General features: G+C 70.7%; 15 protein-coding genes and 1 tRNA gene. 14 read left to right on the top strand and 2 right to left on the bottom strand.

What is annotated here, in order from left to right; genetic code table 11:
• The first annotated feature begins 51 nt into the window (after positions 1-51).
• The 3 genes from ORG17_RS09555 (at position 52) to ORG17_RS09545 (ending at position 4,359) form a co-directional block, all read left to right on the top strand.
• Complete coding sequence (locus ORG17_RS09555; RefSeq protein WP_214526200.1) at positions 52-1,509, top strand: glutamate synthase subunit beta; 1,458 nt, start codon at positions 52-54, stop codon at positions 1,507-1,509.
• A gap of 179 nt (positions 1,510-1,688) precedes the next feature.
• Positions 1,689-3,134 carry a pyruvate kinase gene (pyk, locus tag ORG17_RS09550; RefSeq protein WP_017887208.1) on the top strand — a complete coding sequence of 482 codons (1,446 nt, stop codon included), beginning with the start codon at positions 1,689-1,691 and terminating at the stop codon, positions 3,132-3,134.
• Positions 3,135-3,264: 130 nt separating this feature from the next.
• On the top strand, positions 3,265-4,359 hold the full coding sequence (locus tag ORG17_RS09545; RefSeq protein WP_027465716.1) for a VIT1/CCC1 transporter family protein: 1,095 nt from the start codon (positions 3,265-3,267) through the stop codon (positions 4,357-4,359).
• Positions 4,360-4,382: 23 nt separating this feature from the next.
• Here ORG17_RS09545 and ORG17_RS09540 read toward each other — a convergent pair whose 3' ends face one another.
• Complete coding sequence (locus ORG17_RS09540) at positions 4,383-4,922, bottom strand: HdeD family acid-resistance protein (RefSeq protein ID WP_173033968.1); 540 nt, start codon at positions 4,920-4,922, stop codon at positions 4,383-4,385.
• Positions 4,923-5,073: 151 nt separating this feature from the next.
• On the opposite strand from ORG17_RS09540, the gene exaC reads away from it, so the two are divergent.
• The 6 genes from exaC to ORG17_RS09510 all read left to right on the top strand — a co-directional run bounded on the left by exaC (position 5,074) and on the right by ORG17_RS09510 (position 9,628).
• Positions 5,074-6,615, top strand: coding sequence for an acetaldehyde dehydrogenase ExaC (exaC, locus tag ORG17_RS09535; protein ID WP_214526201.1), 1,542 nt, complete (start codon positions 5,074-5,076; stop codon positions 6,613-6,615).
• On the top strand, positions 6,615-7,013 hold the full coding sequence (locus tag ORG17_RS09530; protein WP_214526202.1) for a DUF779 domain-containing protein: 399 nt from the start codon (positions 6,615-6,617) through the stop codon (positions 7,011-7,013). The genes exaC and ORG17_RS09530 overlap by 1 nt, the downstream gene beginning before the upstream one ends.
• A 51-nt stretch (positions 7,014-7,064) precedes the next feature.
• A complete protein-coding gene (locus ORG17_RS09525) occupies positions 7,065-8,234 on the top strand; it encodes a helix-turn-helix domain-containing protein (RefSeq protein ID WP_214526203.1) in 1,170 nt (389 codons plus the stop codon).
• A 55-nt stretch (positions 8,235-8,289) separates the two neighbouring features.
• A tRNA-Leu gene (locus tag ORG17_RS09520) sits at positions 8,290-8,374 on the top strand.
• A gap of 71 nt (positions 8,375-8,445) precedes the next feature.
• A complete protein-coding gene (locus ORG17_RS09515; protein ID WP_017887240.1) occupies positions 8,446-9,051 on the top strand; it encodes an ANTAR domain-containing response regulator in 606 nt (201 codons plus the stop codon).
• 106 nt (positions 9,052-9,157) lie between these two features.
• A complete protein-coding gene (locus ORG17_RS09510; protein ID WP_027465703.1) occupies positions 9,158-9,628 on the top strand; it encodes a GNAT family N-acetyltransferase in 471 nt (156 codons plus the stop codon).
• Here ORG17_RS09510 and ORG17_RS09505 read toward each other — a convergent pair.
• Positions 9,568-10,065 (bottom strand): PaaI family thioesterase, encoded by a 498-nt coding sequence (locus tag ORG17_RS09505; RefSeq protein ID WP_301565213.1) that lies wholly within the window; start codon positions 10,063-10,065, stop codon positions 9,568-9,570. The genes ORG17_RS09510 and ORG17_RS09505 overlap by 61 nt on opposite strands.
• A gap of 74 nt (positions 10,066-10,139) precedes the next feature.
• Between ORG17_RS09505 and polA the strand changes: the two genes are divergently transcribed.
• The 5 genes from polA to ORG17_RS09480 all read left to right on the top strand — a co-directional run bounded on the left by polA (position 10,140) and on the right by ORG17_RS09480 (position 17,881).
• The gene (gene polA, locus ORG17_RS09500) at positions 10,140-12,782 is read left to right on the top strand and encodes a DNA polymerase I (protein WP_250892108.1); all 2,643 of its coding nucleotides are present in this window, start codon (positions 10,140-10,142) and stop codon (positions 12,780-12,782) included.
• A 50-nt stretch (positions 12,783-12,832) separates the two neighbouring features.
• Positions 12,833-14,512 (top strand): DUF885 domain-containing protein, encoded by a 1,680-nt coding sequence (locus tag ORG17_RS09495; protein WP_173033952.1) that lies wholly within the window; start codon positions 12,833-12,835, stop codon positions 14,510-14,512.
• Between the two features lie 158 nt (positions 14,513-14,670).
• On the top strand, positions 14,671-16,146 hold the full coding sequence (rpsA, locus tag ORG17_RS09490; RefSeq protein WP_027465699.1) for a 30S ribosomal protein S1: 1,476 nt from the start codon (positions 14,671-14,673) through the stop codon (positions 16,144-16,146).
• A 92-nt stretch (positions 16,147-16,238) separates the two neighbouring features.
• Positions 16,239-16,841 (top strand): dephospho-CoA kinase, encoded by a 603-nt coding sequence (coaE, locus tag ORG17_RS09485; protein WP_214526205.1) that lies wholly within the window; start codon positions 16,239-16,241, stop codon positions 16,839-16,841.
• Positions 16,838-17,881, top strand: a complete 1,044-nt coding sequence (locus tag ORG17_RS09480) for a BPSS1187 family protein (RefSeq protein WP_214526206.1) — start codon at positions 16,838-16,840, stop codon at positions 17,879-17,881. Before coaE ends, ORG17_RS09480 begins: the two co-directional genes overlap by 4 nt.

Below are 17,881 nucleotides of genomic sequence, written 5' to 3'. Positions count from 1 at the left end.
GTCACGCACGTCCGGAATCGACAGAGCTCATCACAACCCTGGAGGTGACCGGTGGCTGACCCCAAGGGATTCCTGAAGGTCCAGGAACGCGAACTCCCGCCCCGGCGACCCGTGCCCGTGCGGCTCATGGACTGGAAAGAGGTCTACGAGCAGCAGGAGTCCGGTGTCCTGAAGCGCCAGGCCGGCCGCTGCATGGACTGCGGCGTGCCGTTCTGCCACCAGGGCTGCCCGCTCGGCAACCTGATCCCGGAGTGGAACGACCTGACCTGGCGCGGTGAGGGCCGGCAGGCGATCGAGCGCCTGCACGAGACGAACAACTTCCCGGAGTTCACGGGTCGGCTCTGCCCCGCCCCGTGCGAGTCGTCGTGCGTGCTCGGCATCAACCAGCCCCCTGTGACGATCAAGCAGGTCGAGGTCTCGATCATCGACCAGGCGTTCCAGAACGGCTGGGTCACGCCGCACCCGCCGGAGCGCCTGACGGGCAAGACCGTCGCCGTCGTGGGCTCCGGCCCCGCCGGACTCGCCGCCGCGCAGCAGCTCACGCGTGCCGGCCACACCGTCGCCGTCTACGAGCGGGACGACCGCATCGGCGGCCTGCTCCGCTACGGCATCCCGGACTTCAAGATGGAGAAGCGCCAGATCGACGCGCGCCTCGCCCAGATGCAGGCCGAGGGCACCCGGTTCCGTGCCGGGGTCGAGGTCGGCAGGGACATCACCTGGGACGACCTGAAGTCGCGCTACGACGCGGTCGTCGTCGCCACCGGTGCCACGGTGCCGCGCGACCTGCCGATCCCGGGGCGCGATCTCGAGGGCGTGCACTTCGCCATGGACTACCTGGTCCAGCAGAACAAGGCGAACGCGGGCACGACGGTCGACAACCAGATCACGGCCGAGGGCAAGCACGTCGTCGTCATCGGCGGCGGCGACACCGGCGCGGACTGCATCGGTACCGCCCACCGCCAGGGCGCGTTGAGCGTGACGAACCTGGCGATCGGCAAGCAGCCGCCGCTCGAGCGTCCGTCCGACCAGCCGTGGCCGATGTTCCCGACCGTGTTCGAGATCACGAGCGCCCACGAAGAGGGCGGCGAGCGGCACTTCCTCGCCTCCACCGTCGAGTTCCTGTCGAACGACGCCGGCGAGGTCCGAGCACTGCGGGTCGCCGAGACCGAGTACCTCGACGGCCGACGGGTCCCGAAGGCGGGCAGCGAGCGGGAGATCCCGGCCGACCTCGTCCTCATCGCGATGGGCTTCACCGGCCCCGAGTCGGACACGATCGAGCCGCAGCTCGGTCTGCCGACCACGGTCTCCGGGGCGCTCGACCGCCGTGCCGACTACGCGACCAACGAGGCCGGCGTGTTCGTCGCCGGCGACGCGGGTCGTGGGCAGTCGCTCATCGTGTGGGCGATCGCCGAGGGCCGTGCCGCGGCCGCACAGGTCGACGAGTACCTCGAGGGCTCCACGATCCTGCCGGCACCGGTCAAGGCGACCGACCGGGCGATCTCCGTCTGATGTCGGACGCGCACCAGATGTCGGGCCGCCGCCAGACGGCGGACCGTCTCCACCAGATGCTCACGCTCCCGTGAGCGCGAGGCCACCAGCACTCGGTAGGGTGCTGGTGGCCTCGCTTCGTTCCGCGCGGCCCCACAGCGCGGAAACCCAAGCTCCATCCACCACCACGAAGGAATCCATTGAGACGCGCAAAGATCGTTTCGACGCTCGGACCGGCAACGTCGGACTACGAGACCGTCAAGGAGATTATCGAAGCGGGCGTCGACGTCGCCCGCCTCAACCTCAGCCACGGTGACTACAGCGTCCACGAGGCCAACTACGTCAACGTCCGTCGTGCCGCCGAAGAACTCGGCAAGCCCGTCGCGATCCTCGTCGACCTGCAGGGTCCGAAGATCCGTCTGGCTCGGTTCGCCGACGGCCCGCACGACCTGGCGGTCGGTGACATCTTCACCATCACGACCGAGGACGTCCCCGGCTCGAAGGAGATCTGCGGCACGACGTTCAAGGGCCTGCCGCAGGACGTCAAGCCCGGTGACCCGCTGCTCATCGACGACGGCCGTGTCCGCCTCCGTGTCCTCGACACCGACGGCGTGCGGGTCCGCACCGAGGTGGTCGTCCCGGGCACGGTGTCCAACAACAAGGGCATCAACCTGCCCGGTGTCGCCGTCAACGTCCCCGCGCTCAGCGAGAAGGACGAGGCCGACCTGCGCTGGGCCATCCGCCAGGGTGCCGACCTCATCGCGCTGTCGTTCGTGCGCAACGCGAGCGACGTCGTGCGTGCCCACGAGATCATGGACGAAGAGGGCAAGCGCCTGCCGGTCATCGCCAAGGTCGAGAAGCCCCAGGCCGTCGACGCCCTCGAGGAGATCATCGACGCCTTCGACAGCATCATGGTCGCCCGCGGTGACCTCGGCGTCGAGCTCCCGCTCGAGGCCGTCCCGATCGTGCAGAAGCGCGCCGTCGAGCTGTCCCGCCGCATGGCGAAGCCGGTCATCGTCGCGACGCAGATGCTCGAGTCGATGATCTCGTCGCCGATCCCCACCCGCGCCGAGACGTCCGACGTCGCCAACGCCGTCCTCGACGGTGCCGACGCGGTCATGCTGTCCGGTGAGACGAGCGTCGGTGAGTACCCGGTGCAGACCGTCCGCACCATGGCGCGCATCGTCGAGTCCACCGAGGACCACGGGCTCGAGCGCATCGCCCCGCTCGGCACCAAGCCGCGCACCCTCGGCGGAGCGATCACCCTCGCCGCCGTCGAGATCGCCGAGTTCACCGAGGCGTCGTACCTCTGCGTCTTCACCGAGTCCGGCGACTCGGCCCGCCGCATGTCGCGCCTGCGCCACGGTCTGCCGATCATCGCCTTCACCCCGAACGAGGCCACGCGCCGCCGGATGGCCCTCACGTGGGGTGTCCGTTCGTTCCTGGTGGAGCGGAAGACCCACACCGACGAGCTCTTCTCGCAGGTGGACGACGTCCTCCTCGAGAACGGCCTGGCCGCCCCCGGCGACCGCGTCATCGTGACGGCCGGGTCCCCTCCCGGCATCGAGGGTTCGACGAACGACCTGCGCGTGCACCGGGTGGGCGACGCCCACGCCGAGGCCGCGCCGGCGTACGTCCGGGACTGATCCCGAGGATCCGTCGCCACCAGGGCGCGGACTGGAGGCCCGGTGCGAGCAGCACCGACCGCTTCCGGTCCGCGCCCTGCCGCGTCTCCACGGCCCTGGTGGTGACCGGACGTCGGCCGCAGGCGGCAGGATGGTCGCTGTGAGCCTCCGATCCGACACCCCGGCGCCGCGCGCCGACGTCCGCCGCTGGCGTCGCTACCTGGCCGACGAACGTGCCGAGGCGGCCGTGTACCGCAACCTCGCCGCCCGCCGTTCCGGCGAGGAGCGCGAGATCCTCGCCGCGCTGGCCGAGGCCGAGGGACGGCACGCCGACCACTGGCTCGACCTGCTCGGCGACGACGTCGGACGGCCGCGGCGGGGGAGCCTGCGCACCCGGGTGCTCGCGGTGCTGGCCAAGCGGTTCGGGTCGGTCTTCGTCCTCGCGCTCATGCAGCGCGCCGAGGACCGCTCGCCGTACGCCGACGACTCGGACGCGACCGCGCGGATGGCCGCCGACGAGCGGATCCACGGCGAGGTCGTGCGCGGGCTCGCGAACCGCGGCCGGATGCGGCTGTCCGGCACGTTCCGGGCGGCGGTGTTCGGCGCGAACGACGGCCTGGTGTCCAACCTGGCGCTCATCATCGGCATCAGCGCGTCCGGTGCGGACCGGCACTTCGTGCTGCTGAGCGGCATCGCCGGCCTGCTGGCCGGCGCCTTGTCGATGGGGGCGGGGGAGTACGTCTCCGTCCGGTCGCAGCGCGAGCTGCTCGAGGCGTCCGCGCCGCACCCCGAGGCCGGCAGGGCGGTGTCGGACCTCGACGTCGACGCGAACGAGCTCGCCCTGGTCTACCGGGCGCGCGGGATGTCGGAGGCCGAGGCGACCGAGCACGCCGCACAGGTGCTGTCCGGCATCGGTGAGCGGCGTCCGGCGACCGGTTCCACCGCGGTCACGGACGACCACGAGGCGGTCGGCACCGGCCTGAGCGCCGCGGTGTCGAGCTTCTGCTTCTTCGCCTCGGGCGCGATCATCCCGGTGCTGCCGTTCCTGTTCGGCATGCAGGGGTGGCCGGCGATCGCGGTGGCCGGCGGGCTGGTGGGCATCGCCCTGCTCGGCACCGGTGCCGTCGTCGGCGTGCTGAGCGGAGCGTCTCCCGGCAAGCGTGCCTTCCGGCAGCTCGCCATCGGGTTCGGTGCGGCGATCGTCACCTACGCACTCGGGCTGCTCTTCGGCACCGGGTCGGCCTAGCGGCGGACGGCGGCACGCCGCGGCTACCGGCGGACGGCGGCCCGCGGCGGCAGGAGCAGCAGGGCCGCGGCCCCGACGACGATGAGCGCGATGCCCGCGAAGACCATGAAGACGGTGAGCGCGAGTCCGGGCGCGACGAGCACGACGATGCCCCCGATGATCGACAGCACGCCGCTGACGACGGTCGGGACGCGAGATGATCCCGGGTGGCCGACGAAGCCGCCGACGATCGCGGCGACCCCCTCGATCAGGAACCCGACCCCGGCGAGCACGGCGTAGACGACGAGCGGGATCGCCGGGTCGAGCAGCGTCACGAGCCCCGCCACCGCGACCAGGCCGCCGACGATGCCGGACGTCCACCGCCACACCGGGCGGGTGCCGTGGCCCCGCACCGCGGCGAAGACGCGCAGTGCCCCGGCCACGACGAGGTACACGCCGAACAGCAGCGCCACGAGCACGAGCGACGGGCGGGGCCAGACGATGGCCACGATGCCCAGTGCGATGGCGACGACGGCGGTGACGACGACGAACACCCGGAACGTCCTGACGGCACGAGAATCCACGAGCGCTCCTCCCTGATCGCCAGCGCTGGTGTCCAGCACGCTACCCGTCGGAGCCCCGGACCGTGCAACGACCTGCAACCCCCGCGGTCGTACCGTGCGGAGCAGGCGCGCGACCCGTGCGCCCCGACAGCGTCGTCGAAAGGGCACCACCATGACCATCGCACCCTCGCCCACCAGCTACGCCGCACCCGGCGAGCCCGGCTCCCTGGTCGAGTACCGATCCCGGTACGACCACTTCATCGGCGGCGAGTACGTGCCGTCCGCCAGTGGGCAGTACTTCGAGAACCCGACGCCCGTCACGGGCAAGGTCTTCACCGAGATCGCCCGCGGCGACTCCACGGACGTCGACCGCGCCGTCGCCGCCGGATGGAAGGCGTTCCCGGCCTGGGGCCGGACGAGCGCGGCCGAGCGCGCCGTCATCCTCAACAAGATCGCCGACCGCATGGAGGAGCACCTCGAGATGCTCGCCGTCGCCGAGACGTGGGAGAACGGCAAGCCGATCCGCGAGACCCTCGGTGCGGACATCCCGCTCGCCATCGACCACTTCCGGTACTTCGCCGGGGCGATCCGTGCGCAGGAGGGCTCCGCCGGCGAGATCGACCACGACACCGTGGCCTACCACTTCCACGAACCGCTCGGCGTCGTCGGGCAGATCATCCCGTGGAACTTCCCGATCCTGATGGCGGTGTGGAAGCTCGCACCGGCCCTCGCCGCCGGCAACTGCGTCGTGCTGAAGCCCGCCGAGCAGACCCCGGCGTCCATCCACGTGCTCGTCGAGCTCATCCGCGACCTGCTGCCCGCCGGGGTGCTCAACGTCGTCAACGGCTTCGGCATCGAGGTCGGCGCACCGCTCGCGCAGCACCCGGACATCCGGAAGATCGCCTTCACGGGGGAGACCACCACCGGGCGGCTGATCATGCAGTACGCCTCGCAGAGCCTCATCCCGGTGACGCTCGAGCTCGGCGGCAAGAGCCCGAACGTGTTCTTCCCCGACGTGGCGGCCGAGAAGGACTCGTTCTACGACAAGGCACTCGAGGGCTTCACGTTCTTCAACCTGAACCAGGGCGAGGTCTGCACGTGTCCGTCCCGGGCACTCGTGGCGAAGGAGATCTACGACGGGTTCGTCGCCGACGGCCTGGAACGGGTCCGTGCCGTCAAGCAGGGACACCCGCTCGACCTGTCGACGATGATCGGTGCCCAGGCGTCGAACGACCAGCTCGAGAAGATCCTGAGCTACATCGACATCGGCAAGCAGGAGGGTGCGACGCTCCTGACCGGTGGTGAACGCGCGGACCTGGGCGGCGAACTCTCGGGCGGCTACTACGTCACCCCGACCGTGTTCGAGGGCGACAACTCGATGCGGATCTTCCAGGAGGAGATCTTCGGACCCGTGCTCGCCCTGACGTCCTTCAGCGGCTACGACGACGCGATCGCCACGGCCAACGACACCCTGTACGGGCTCGGCGCCGGGGTGTGGAGCCGTGACGTCACGACCCTCTACCGCGCCGGACGTGACATCCAGGCCGGGCGGGTGTGGTCGAACACCTACCACCAGTACCCGGCGGGCGCGGCCTTCGGCGGCTACAAGCAGTCCGGCATCGGGCGCGAGAACCACAAGATGATGCTCGACCACTACCAGCAGACGAAGAACCTGCTCGTCTCCTACGCCGACGGACCGATGGGCTTCTTCTGATGCCCGACACCGCACGCGTCGCGGTGACGACGGCGGCGGGGGAGCTCCTCGGCACCCTCACCGCCCGGCACGGCCCGCTGATGTTCCACCAGTCCGGCGGCTGCTGCGACGGCTCGAGCCCGATGTGCTACCCCGTCGGCATGTTCCGGACCGGCCCGGGGGACGTCCTGCTCGGCGCGTTGCGTGTCGACGGGCTGGACCCGGTCGAGGTCTACATGTCGGTGTCGCAGTTCGAGTACTGGAAGTACACGCACCTGACGATCGACGTCGTCGACGGTCGCGGCGGCGGGTTCTCGGTCGAGGTCCCGGAGGGCAAACGGTTCCTCACCCGGTCGCGGATGATCGACGACGCCGAGCTCGCCGATCTCGGCCTGGTCCCGCGGGTGGCCCGGACGTAGGCTGACCGCACGCGTCGCGACGGAGCGGCGGGTGGGTCGATCGGAGGACGCATGCGCGCACCCGGTCGGCTCCGCCCGCTCGTCGCCGCGTCGTGGCAGCGGTCCGCCCGGGTCGACCCCGACGCCACCCCGGTCCTCGCCCTCGACGACGACGAACTCGACGCCGTACGGCACGACGGCCCCTTCGCCACCCTGCTGCCGGTGGTCCGTCGGCTGCTGCTCGAAGACTCCCGCTCGGCCGGGTGCGTCGTCGCCGTCGCGGACGCCGCGGGTCGTCTCGTCTGGGTCGACGGCGCCCGCTCCACGCGTCGCGCCGCCGAGGACATGGGCTTCGTCCCCGGAGCCGACTGGTCGGAGGACCGCGTCGGCACCAGCGCGCCCGGCACGGCACTGCGTCTGGACCGCCCGGTGCAGATCCGGTCCGACGAGCACTACGCGAACGCCGTCAAGCCGTTCTCGTGCACCTCCGTCCCGGTGCACGACGCGAGCGGCGCCACGGTCGGGGTGCTCGACCTGACGGGGGACGACCGCGCCGTCGAGCGGCACACGCTGTCGCTGCTCGCCGCCACGGTCGCCGCCGCCGAGGCCCAGCTGGCCCTGGCCGCGGTCCGCCCACGCGCGCGGACGCCCCGCGTGCCGTCGGCCGAGCTGACCGTGCTCGGGACCGACACCGCCGTGCTCCGGATCGCCGACCGCCGGGTCGAGCTGTCCGCCCGGCACTCCGAACTGCTCGTCGTGCTCGCCGCACACCCCGACGGCCTCGCGGCGACCGACCTCGCTGCCGCGGTCTACGGAGACCCGCGCTCGGTCGTCACCCTGCGCGCCGAGGTCGTCCGGCTCCGACGGTTCCTCGCGCAGCACGCGCCGGACGTGACCGTGACGTCGCGGCCGTACCGGGTGACCGGGGTCCGGACCGACGTCGACGGCGTGCTGTCCGCGCTCGAACGCGGGGCGCGCCTCCAGGCCGTCGACCGGTACGCCGGACCGGTCCTGCCGGGTTCCGCCGCACCCGGCGTCGACGCGGTCCGTGACCTGGTGCGGCTGCGGTTCCGCGAGTCGGTCGTCGCCGACGGCGGCGTCGACGCCCTGCTCGCGTGGGCGCGCACCCCGGACGGTGCGACCGACGCGCTCGTGCTCCGCGCGCTGCTCGCGGTGCTGCCGCGGCGGTCGCCGCGACGGGCCGGTCTCGTGGCGGCGATCGAGGCGCTCGAGGGCTCCTGAGACGGTCGACGACGGGCCGGGAGGCGCGGGTCGGGCTGGTAGTGTTGGCCTCCTCGCGAGTGTGGTGGAATCGGCAGACACGGGGCACTCAAAATGCTCTGCCTCACGGCGTGCGGGTTCAAGTCCCGCCACTCGTACCAAGCACTCGTCAGACTGATCGATCTGCGTGGTCTGGGATACGGCACTTCCGTCGTCTAGTAGGCTTTCGTCCGTGAGTGACACAGAAGCAACAGCACCAGCACCCCGTCGCGTCGTCGTCGCCGAGGACGAGTCGCTCATCCGCCTCGACATCGTGGAGATCCTCCGCGACAACGGGTTCGACGTGGTCGGTGAAGCCGGTGACGGTGAGACCGCCGTCCAGCTCGCGACCGACCTCCGTCCCGACCTCGTCGTGATGGACGTCAAGATGCCCCAGCTCGACGGCATCTCCGCAGCCGAGAAGCTGTCCAAGAACCACATCGCGCCCGTCGTCCTGCTGACCGCGTTTAGCCAGAAGGACCTCGTCGAGCGTGCCACCGAGGCCGGCGCGCTGGCCTACGTGGTCAAGCCCTTCACCCCGAACGACCTGCTCCCCGCGATCGAGATCGCCCTCTCGCGGTACCAGCAGATCATCACGCTCGAAGCCGAGGTCGCCGACCTCGTCGAACGCTTCGAGACCCGCAAGCTCGTCGACCGCGCCAAGGGCCTGCTGAACGAGAAGATGGGCCTCACCGAGCCCGAGGCGTTCCGCTGGATCCAGAAGGCCTCGATGGACCGCCGCCTGACCATGCACGACGTCGCGAAGGCGATCATCGAGCAGCTCAGCGCCAAGAAGTAGTCCAGCGCTCCACCGTCGCTCACGGAACGCCGCCGGCCCCCTGGGTCGGCGGCGTTCCTGCGTCCGGGGCGGGGCGTGTGCCGCGACCACCTGGCAGGCTGGAGCCATGGACGACGTGGTGATCCGGGCCTCCCGGCCTGACGACATGCCGGCGGTGGCCGACCTGCGGTGGCGGTGGAGCGTCGACGAGGACGGCCGCACGCCGGTGCAGACGCCGGACGAGTACCGCCGTGCGATGACGGAGTTCGCGGTCGACCACCGGGAGTCGCACCGGTGCGTCGTCGCCGAGCGGGACGGTGTGGTGCTCGGCATGGCGTGGCTGGCGGTCAACCCGCGACCGCCGGCGCCGCACGTCGACGGCGACCGGTTCGCCGCTGAGCTGCAGACGGTCTACGTGCACCCGCAGCTGCGCGGTTCCGGCGTCGCCGGACGGCTCGTCACGGCCCTGCTGGAGCTCGCCGACGAACTCGGCGTGGAGCGGACGTCGGTGCACTCGAGCGTGGACGGCGAGCGGCTCTACCGGAGGCTCGGGTTCGGCGACGCCCGCCTGTTGCTGCAGCGTCCGCCCGAGGACTGAGCCGTCGGTCCGTCGGTCAGCGACTCGCGGATCATGTTCGTGATCCGGACGGTGGAGCACCGGCGACCCTGGTCGTCGGTCAGGACGATCTCGTGGGTGGTGAGCGTGCCGCCCAGGTGGATGGCGGTGCACGTGCCCGTGACGATGCCGCTCGTGGCGCTCCGGGAGTGCGAGGCGCTGAGCTCGATGCCGACGGCGTAGCGGCCGGGCCCGGCGTGCACGTTCGCGGCCATCGAACCGAGGCTCTCCGCGAGGACGACGTAGGCACCGCCGTGCAGCAGGCCGACCGGCTGACGGTTGCCCTCGACGGGGATCGAACCGACCGCGCGCTCGGCCGAGAGCTCGGTGATGACCATGCCCATCTTCTCGGCAAGCTCGCCAATGCCGCGTTCGTCGATGCGGGGATCGATCGTGGTCGATGTGGTGTCGTCGGTCACGGTCTGCGTCGACCTTCCGTGTCAGCGGGCGTCGGTAGGCTGTCCGGGTGTCGGACTCCGCAAAGCCTACCCTCATGGTCATCGACGGCCACTCGCTCGCCTTCCGGGCCTTCTACGCGCTGCCGGTCGACAGCTTCGTGAACCGCGAGGGGCAGCACACCAACGCGATCCACGGCTTCATCTCGATGCTGCTGATGCTCCTGCAGCGCGAGAAGCCCACCCACCTGGCGGTGGCGTTCGACATCTCCCGGTTCTCGTTCCGCACGCGTGAGTACGCCGAGTACAAGGGCACCCGCTCCGAGACCCCGGCCGAGTTCAAGGGACAGATCCCGCTCCTGCAGCAGGCGCTCGAGGCGATGGGCATCACCACCGTCACGAAAGAGGACTACGAGGCCGACGACATCCTCGCGACCCTCTCCAAGCAGGGCGCCGACCAGGGCTTCACGGTCTACGTGGTCTCCGGTGACCGCGACTCGATCCAGCTCGTCAACGACGACGTCACGCTGCTCTACCCGTCGGTCCGCGGTGTCTCCGAACTCACTCGCTACGACCGCGACAAGGTCTACGAGCGGTACGGCATCGAGCCCCACCAGTACCCGGACATCGCGGCCCTGGTCGGCGAGACCAGCGACAACCTGATCGGCATCGACAAGGTCGGCGAGAAGACCGCGGTCAAGTGGGTGACCCAGTACGGGTCGCTCGACGGCGTCCTCGAGCACGCCGACGAGATCAAGGGCGTCGTCGGCAACAACCTGCGCGAGCAGCAGGACCGGGCGATCCGGAACCGCCGGCTCAACCGCCTGGTCACCGACGTCGAGCTGCCCGTCGGTCCCGCCGACGTCGCGCTCCGCCCGGTCGACGAGACCGCGGTGCGCGAGCTCTTCGCCAAGCTGCAGTTCCGCACGCTGCTCGACCGCGTCTTCAAGGTGGCCGGGTCGGGCGACCCCGCCGAGCCGGCGGCCGAGGGCACCGTCACCGACGGCGCGCCGACCCCGCCGCCCGTCAAGACCCTGATCGACGAAGAACTCGGCTACTGGCTCGAGCGCCGCAACGCGACCGAGGCGGCGAACGGCTACGGCGTCGCGGTCGAGGTCATCGACGGACGCCTCAGCGCCATCGGCATCGCGACCCACGACGACGCCGTGCTGGTGCCGGGCGGCAGCGGCGCGAAGGACTACGAGCAGCTCTCGGCCTGGTTCGCCTCCGACGCCCCGAAGCACTTCCACGACGCCAAGGCCGCCATCAAGGCGCTCGGCACCGCCGGCTTCGTCGTGAACGGCATCGCCGGTGACGCCCGGATCATGGGGTGGCTCGCGCAGCCCGGCAAGCAGGGGCAGCCGCTGTCCGACCTCGTCTACCAGGAGCTCGGCGAAGAACTGCCGACGGCCGACCCGAACCAGCTGGTCCCCGAGACCGATCCGGTCAACGTCGGGGTGCACGCGTGGTTCGTGCTCCGCGTCACCACGGCCCTGCGCGCCCGGATCGACGCGTCCTCGCTGCAGGTCCTCGACGACATCGAGCTGCCGCTCGTGTCGGTGCTGGCCGGCATGGAGACCATCGGTGTCGGCATCGACCGCCCGGTGCTCACCGGCCTGTCGAAGGAACTCGGGGAGCGCGCCGCCGAACTCGCGCAGCAGGCCTTCGCCGAGATCGGGCACGAGGTCAACCTCGGGTCGCCGAAGCAGCTGCAGGAAGTCCTGTTCACCGAGCTCGCGATGCCGAAGACCCGCAAGACCAAGACCGGGTTCTCGACCGACGCCGCGAGCCTGGCCGACCTGCAGGAACAGCACCCGCACCCGTTCCTCGGGCTCCTGCTGCAGCACCGCGACGCCACGAAGCTCCGGCAGATCGTCGACACGCTCGACGCCGCCGTGGTCGACGGGCGCATCCACACCCGCTACGAGCAGACCGGAACGAGCACCGGCCGGGTCTCGTCGACCGACCCGAACCTGCAGAACATCCCGGTGAAGACGGCCGTCGGACGCCGGATCCGGTCGGCGTTCGCGGTCGCCGAGCCGTACACGACGCTCGTGACCGCCGACTACTCGCAGATCGAGATGCGGATCATGGCGCACCTCTCCGGCGACCCGGGGCTCATCCAGGCCTTCAACGAGGGCGAGGACCTGCACCGCTTCGTCGGCGCCCGGGTGTTCGGCGTCGACCCGTCCGAGGTCTCCAACGAGATGCGCACCAAGGTCAAGGCGATGTCCTACGGCCTGGCCTACGGGTTGAGTGCCTTCGGTCTGTCGAAGCAGCTGCGCATCGAGCAGTCCGAGGCCCGCACCCTGATGACCGAGTACTTCGCCCGCTTCGGTGCGGTGCGCGACTACCTGCGCAACGTCGTCGAGCAGGCGCGCGAGGACGGCTACACCGAGACGATCTTCGGTCGTCGTCGCCCGTTCCCCGATCTGAAGAGCCCGAACCGGGTCCTGCGTGAGAACGCCGAACGCGCCGCGCTGAACGCCCCGATCCAGGGTTCGGCCGCCGACATCATCAAGATCGCGATGCTCGGGGTCGCCGACGACCTGCGCGAGGGCGAGCTGCAGTCCCACCTGCTGCTCCAGGTGCACGACGAGCTCATCCTCGAGGTCGCACCCGGTGAGCAGGAGCGTGTGGAGGAGATCCTCCGCACCCGAATGGGCAGCGCTGCCGAGCTGAGCGTCCCGCTCGACGTCTCGGTCGGCGTGGGGCCGAACTGGGAGAGCGCTGCCCACTGACCCGGGCGGCCCGGGGGTCCTGCCGACCCGCGGGTCGGTAGGGTCGGGGCATGAGCGAAGAGCGTCCTGTCCGCCAGCCGTCCGCCGTCGACCGCGTCGCCGAGGACTGGGTCACCACCCTCGTCGACCTCGACCCGACGACCGCCACGTACATCGGCGTCCCGGGGCGCACGGGGGAGTACGGCGACACCTCGCCCGCCGGTGCCGCCGCGATGGCCGAGGCCGCGCGCGGTGCGAAGCGTGCGCTCGACGCCGCTCCCGCCGTCGACTCCGTGGACCAGGTGACGAAGGCCGACCTCGGCGCCGAGCTGGACCTGGTGCAGGAGTCGTACGAGCGCAAGCTGCACCTCCGCGACCTCAACGTCATCGCGAGCCCGGCGCAGTCGGTCCGCGAGATCATCGACCTGATGCCGACCGCGACCGAGGGCGACTGGCAGGACATCGCGAGCCGGCTGCACGCGCTGCCGGACGCCCTCGAGGGCATCCGCGAGACCCTGCTCGAGGGCACCCGCGAAGACGTCACCCCGGCCAAGCGCCAGGTCGCCCTGGTCGCCGAGCAGGCAGCCCGGAACGGCGCCGAGGACGGCTTCTTCGCGCGCCTCGCCGACGGCGCCGCGTTCGACGACGGTTCGCCGGTGCCGGACACGCTCCGCGCCGAGCTCACCCGCGGAGCCCAGGTCGCCTCGGCCGCGTACCGCTCGCTCGGGCAGTTCCTGGAGCACGAGCTGCTGCCGCTCGCCACCCCGGTGGACGCCGTCGGTCGCGAAGCCTACGAGCTGCACTCGCGCCGGTTCCTCGGTGCGGTCGTCGACCTCGACGAGACGTACGAGTGGGGCCTCGAGGAACTGGCGCGCATGCGGGACGAGCAGGAGCGCATCGCCGACCGCATCGAGTCCGGCGCGAGCGTCGCCCGGGCGATCGAGGTGCTCGACACCGACCCGTCCCGGATCCTGCACGGAACCGACGCGCTGCAGCGGTGGATGCAGGAGACGAGTGACGCGTCGATCGCCGCGATGGCCGGGACCTACTTCGACATCCCGGACCCGATCCGTCGCCTGGAGTGCCGGATCGCCCCCACGCAGGAGGGCGGCATCTACTACAGCGGCCCCTCCGACGACTTCTCCCGTGCCGGACGCATGTGGTGGTCCGTGCCCGAGGGCGTCACCGAGTTCGGCACCTGGCGCGAGAAGACCACGGTCTACCACGAGGGCGTCCCCGGACACCACCTGCAGATCAGCCAGGGCGTCTACAACCGCGGTGAGCTGAACACCTGGCGCCGGCAGCTGTCCGGGTCCTCCGGACACGTCGAGGGCTGGGCACTGTACGCCGAGCGCCTGATGGAGCAGCTCGGGTTCCTCGACGACGACGGCGACCGGCTCGGCATGCTCGACGGGCAGCGGATGCGTGCGGCCCGCGTCGTGCTCGACATCGGCGTGCACCTGCAGAAGACGAACCCCGACGGCGGCGGCTGGACGTGGGAGTACGCGCTCGACTTCATGGGGCAGAACGTCAACATGGACCCGGCGTTCGTCCGGTTCGAGGTCGCCCGGTACTTCGGGTGGCCGGGGCAGGCACCCTCGTACAAGGTCGGCCAGCGCGTCTGGGAGTCCATCCGCGACGAGGTCGCCGCGCGCGAGGGAGCCGACTTCGACCTGAAGGCGTTCCACCACCGGGCGCTCTCGCTCGGCAGCATCGGCCTCGACACCCTCCGGACCGCGCTGGTCGGGTGACGCGCCGTCGACACGCCCGGTTGTGGGGCCTCCGCCGGTGCGGTTAGACTTGTGCGGCGCAATCCGCGCCACTCAATCAATCGCCACGGCGGTGCACCACGGGGGCCGAGTCCCCGCACGCCATGGCCCGACTCATGTCCGTTCGGAGCAATCTCTACATGACAACCACTACGACCAAGGCTCCTAAGCAGGTCGCCATCAACGACATCGGTTCGGCTGATGACTTCCTGGCCGAGGTCGAGAAGACCCTGAAGTTCTTCAACGACGGTGATCTCATCTCCGGCACCGTCGTGAAGATCGACCGCGACGAGGTCCTCCTCGACGTCGGTTACAAGACCGAGGGCGTCATCCCCTCGCGCGAGCTCTCGATCAAGCACGACGTCGACCCCAACGAGGTCGTCGAGGTCGGCGACGAGGTCGAGGCCCTGGTTCTCCAGAAGGAGGACAAGGAAGGCCGCCTCATCCTGTCGAAGAAGCGCGCGCAGTACGAGCGTGCGTGGGGCGACGTCGAGAAGATCAAGGAGTCCGACGGCGTCGTGACCGGGACGGTCATCGAGGTCGTCAAGGGCGGTCTCATCGTCGACATCGGCCTCCGTGGCTTCCTCCCCGCCTCGCTCATCGAGCTCCGTCGTGTCCGCGACCTCACGCCGTACCTCGGCCAGGAGATCGAGGCCAAGATCCTCGAGCTCGACAAGAACCGCAACAACGTGGTCCTGTCGCGCCGTGCGCTCCTCGAGCAGACGCAGTCCGAGTCCCGGACGACGTTCCTCAACAACCTCCACAAGGGCCAGGTCCGCAAGGGCATCGTGTCCTCGATCGTCAACTTCGGTGCGTTCGTGGACCTCGGCGGCGTCGACGGTCTCGTCCACGTCTCCGAGCTCAGCTGGAAGCACATCGAGCACGCCAGCGAGGTCGTCGAGGTCGGTCAGGAAGTCACCGTCGAGATCCTCGAGGTCGACCTGGACCGCGAGCGCGTGTCGCTCTCGCTCAAGGCGACGCAGGAGGACCCGTGGCAGGTCTTCGCCCGCACCCACGCGATCGGTCAGATCGCACCGGGCAAGGTCACGAAGCTCGTCCCGTTCGGTGCCTTCGTCCGCGTTGCCGACGGCATCGAGGGTCTCGTGCACATCTCGGAGCTCTCGAACAAGCACGTCGAGCTCGCCGAGCAGGTCGTGTCGGTCAACGACGAGGTCTTCGTCAAGATCATCGACATCGACCTCGACCGTCGCCGCATCTCGCTCAGCCTCAAGCAGGCGAACGAGGGCGTGGACCCGGAGAGCGACGAGTTCGACCCGGCGCTCTACGGCATGCCGACCGAGTACGACGACAAGGGTGACTACAAGTACCCCGAGGGCTTCGACCCGGAGACCAACGAGTGGCTCGAGGGCTACGACACGCAGCGCACCGAGTGGGAGGGCCAGTACGCGGCCGCCCAGGCGCGTTGGGAAGCCCACAAGGCGCAGGTCGCGAAGACCATCGCCGACGAGGCGCAGGGTGGCTTCGACCTCCCGGCCACGGCTTCCTCGTCGTCGTCGACCTCGTCGTTCGCCGGCGAGACGGGTGGCGCAAGCCCCCTGGCCGACGACGCGTCGCTCGCTGCACTCCGCGAGAAGCTCAGCTCGACCAACAACTGATCGAGCGGTTCGTCCCGACCGGAAGCCCGGCACCCCTGACAGGGTGCCGGGCTTCCGGCGTTTCCGGGCATCGGGGTCGTTACCCTGTTGCCGTGCACATCATCGGACTCACGGGCGGCATCGCCGCGGGCAAGTCGACCGTCTCCCGGCGCTGGACCGAGCAGGGGGCCGTCGTGGTCGACGCCGACCGACTCGCGCGGGACGCCGTGGCACCCGGCAGCCCGGGCCTGGCGCAGGTCGCCGAGCGGTTCGGGCCGTCGGTGATCGCCGCCGACGGTTCCCTCGACCGGCCGGCGCTCGGGTCGATCGTGTTCGCGGACCCCGCGGCGCGGAAGGACCTCGAAGCCATCACGCACCCCGAGGTCTGGCGGCTCGCGCAGCAGGCGTTCGACGCCGCCGAGGCCGCCGACCCCGACGCCGTGGTGGTCTACGACGTGCCGTTGCTCGCCGAGGCCCGCGGCTCGCGCCCGCTCCGGTTCGACGCGGTCGTGGTGGTCGACGCCCCCGCGGCGCAGCGCATCGAACGGCTCGTCGAGCACCGCGGGATGCCCCGTGACGAGGCCGAGCGTCGCGTCGCCGCCCAGGCGAGCGATGCCGACCGTCTCGCCCTCGCCGACCACGTCGTCGACGCCACCGGGACGCTCGAGCAGACGATCCGCTCCGCTGACGAGGTGTGGGCGCGGATCACGGCATGAGCCACCGTCTGCTGCTGGTCCTCGCCGCGATCGTCCTCGTGGCGATCGGGGCCGGTTCGCTCGTCGCCGCGAACGTCCTCGGTGCCCAGCGTGTGGCGGACAACGGCCGGGTCGCGGCGCACGAGCGGCCGTCCGGTGACGAACACGGTCCTGACGGCGAGTTCCACCGGTTCCGGCTCGGCACGGTGAACGGTGAGCGGCTCACCCCGAACCGCGACGACTTCGCCGCGCGCACGTCGGCCGACGGTCCGCTCCTGTTGTTCCTGCCCGCGACCCGGGCCCGTCCGGCCGAGTACCAGCGGTTCCTCGGGGCCGCGTTGGCCGACGGCTACCACGTGCTCGGCCTCGACTACTGGAACCTCGGTCGCACGCTGTCCGGCACGTGCGAGGCGGACGCGCGCTGCTACGGCATGGTCCAGCGGAACCGCTTCGACGGCACCCGGCCGTCGGAGTTCAGCGCGGTCAGTCCGGCCGGGTCCATCGTCTCGCGCTTCCGCGACGCCGTCGCCTACCTCGACGACCACGACCCCGACGGCGGCTGGGGGCGGTTCGTCCAGGGCGACGACCGCATCGTCTGGAACGACGTCGTCGTGGCCGGACACTCGCAGGGCGGCGGAGAGGCGGCGTACATCGCGCACATCCGCAGTGTCCACGGCGCGCTTATGTTCTCCTCGCCCGTCGAGTCCCGTGGGCCGTCGCACGCAGCGTGGATGGACCGCCCTGGCCGGACACCGGTCGACCGGATGTACGCCATCGACGACGTCCGTGACACGTTCGGCCCCCGCATCACCGGCTCGTGGGACGTCCTCGGGCTGAGTGGCGTGTCCGGGCCGTTCGAGACGGACACCACCCCGCCCCTCGCCGGCGCGGACCCGCACGCGATCCTCACCGACCTCGGCGGCGACGGCAAGGCGCACTCCCTGATCATCAAGGACTCGACACCGCTCACCCGTGAGGGCGTTCCCCGGATGCTCCCGCTCTGGCAGTGGATGCTGCACCGGTTCTCCACAGATCCCGCTGTTCCCTCCGACCGCTCATAG

This window comes from Curtobacterium flaccumfaciens pv. betae (assembly GCF_026241855.1).
Classification (GTDB): domain Bacteria; phylum Actinomycetota; class Actinomycetes; order Actinomycetales; family Microbacteriaceae; genus Curtobacterium; species Curtobacterium flaccumfaciens.
The sequence above is the reverse complement of the archived record's forward strand: the minus strand, read 5'-3'. Positions and strand labels throughout refer to the sequence as shown.

Excerpts from the sequence above, each read along its gene's own strand:
- ORG17_RS09495 (WP_173033952.1), top strand. The coding sequence starts at position 12,833 with ATGAGCGAAGAGCGTCCTGTCCGCCAGCCGTCCGCCGTCGACCGCGTC.
- ORG17_RS09510 (WP_027465703.1), top strand. The coding sequence starts at position 9,158 with ATGGACGACGTGGTGATCCGGGCCTCCCGGCCTGACGACATGCCGGCG.
- ORG17_RS09530 (WP_214526202.1), top strand. The coding sequence starts at position 6,615 with ATGCCCGACACCGCACGCGTCGCGGTGACGACGGCGGCGGGGGAGCTC.
- rpsA (WP_027465699.1), top strand. The coding sequence starts at position 14,671 with ATGACAACCACTACGACCAAGGCTCCTAAGCAGGTCGCCATCAACGAC.
- ORG17_RS09525 (WP_214526203.1), top strand. The coding sequence starts at position 7,065 with ATGCGCGCACCCGGTCGGCTCCGCCCGCTCGTCGCCGCGTCGTGGCAG.
- polA (WP_250892108.1), top strand. The coding sequence starts at position 10,140 with ATGGTCATCGACGGCCACTCGCTCGCCTTCCGGGCCTTCTACGCGCTG.
- exaC (WP_214526201.1), top strand. The coding sequence starts at position 5,074 with ATGACCATCGCACCCTCGCCCACCAGCTACGCCGCACCCGGCGAGCCC.
- ORG17_RS09480 (WP_214526206.1), top strand. The coding sequence starts at position 16,838 with ATGAGCCACCGTCTGCTGCTGGTCCTCGCCGCGATCGTCCTCGTGGCG.
- ORG17_RS09545 (WP_027465716.1), top strand. The coding sequence starts at position 3,265 with ATGGTCGCTGTGAGCCTCCGATCCGACACCCCGGCGCCGCGCGCCGAC.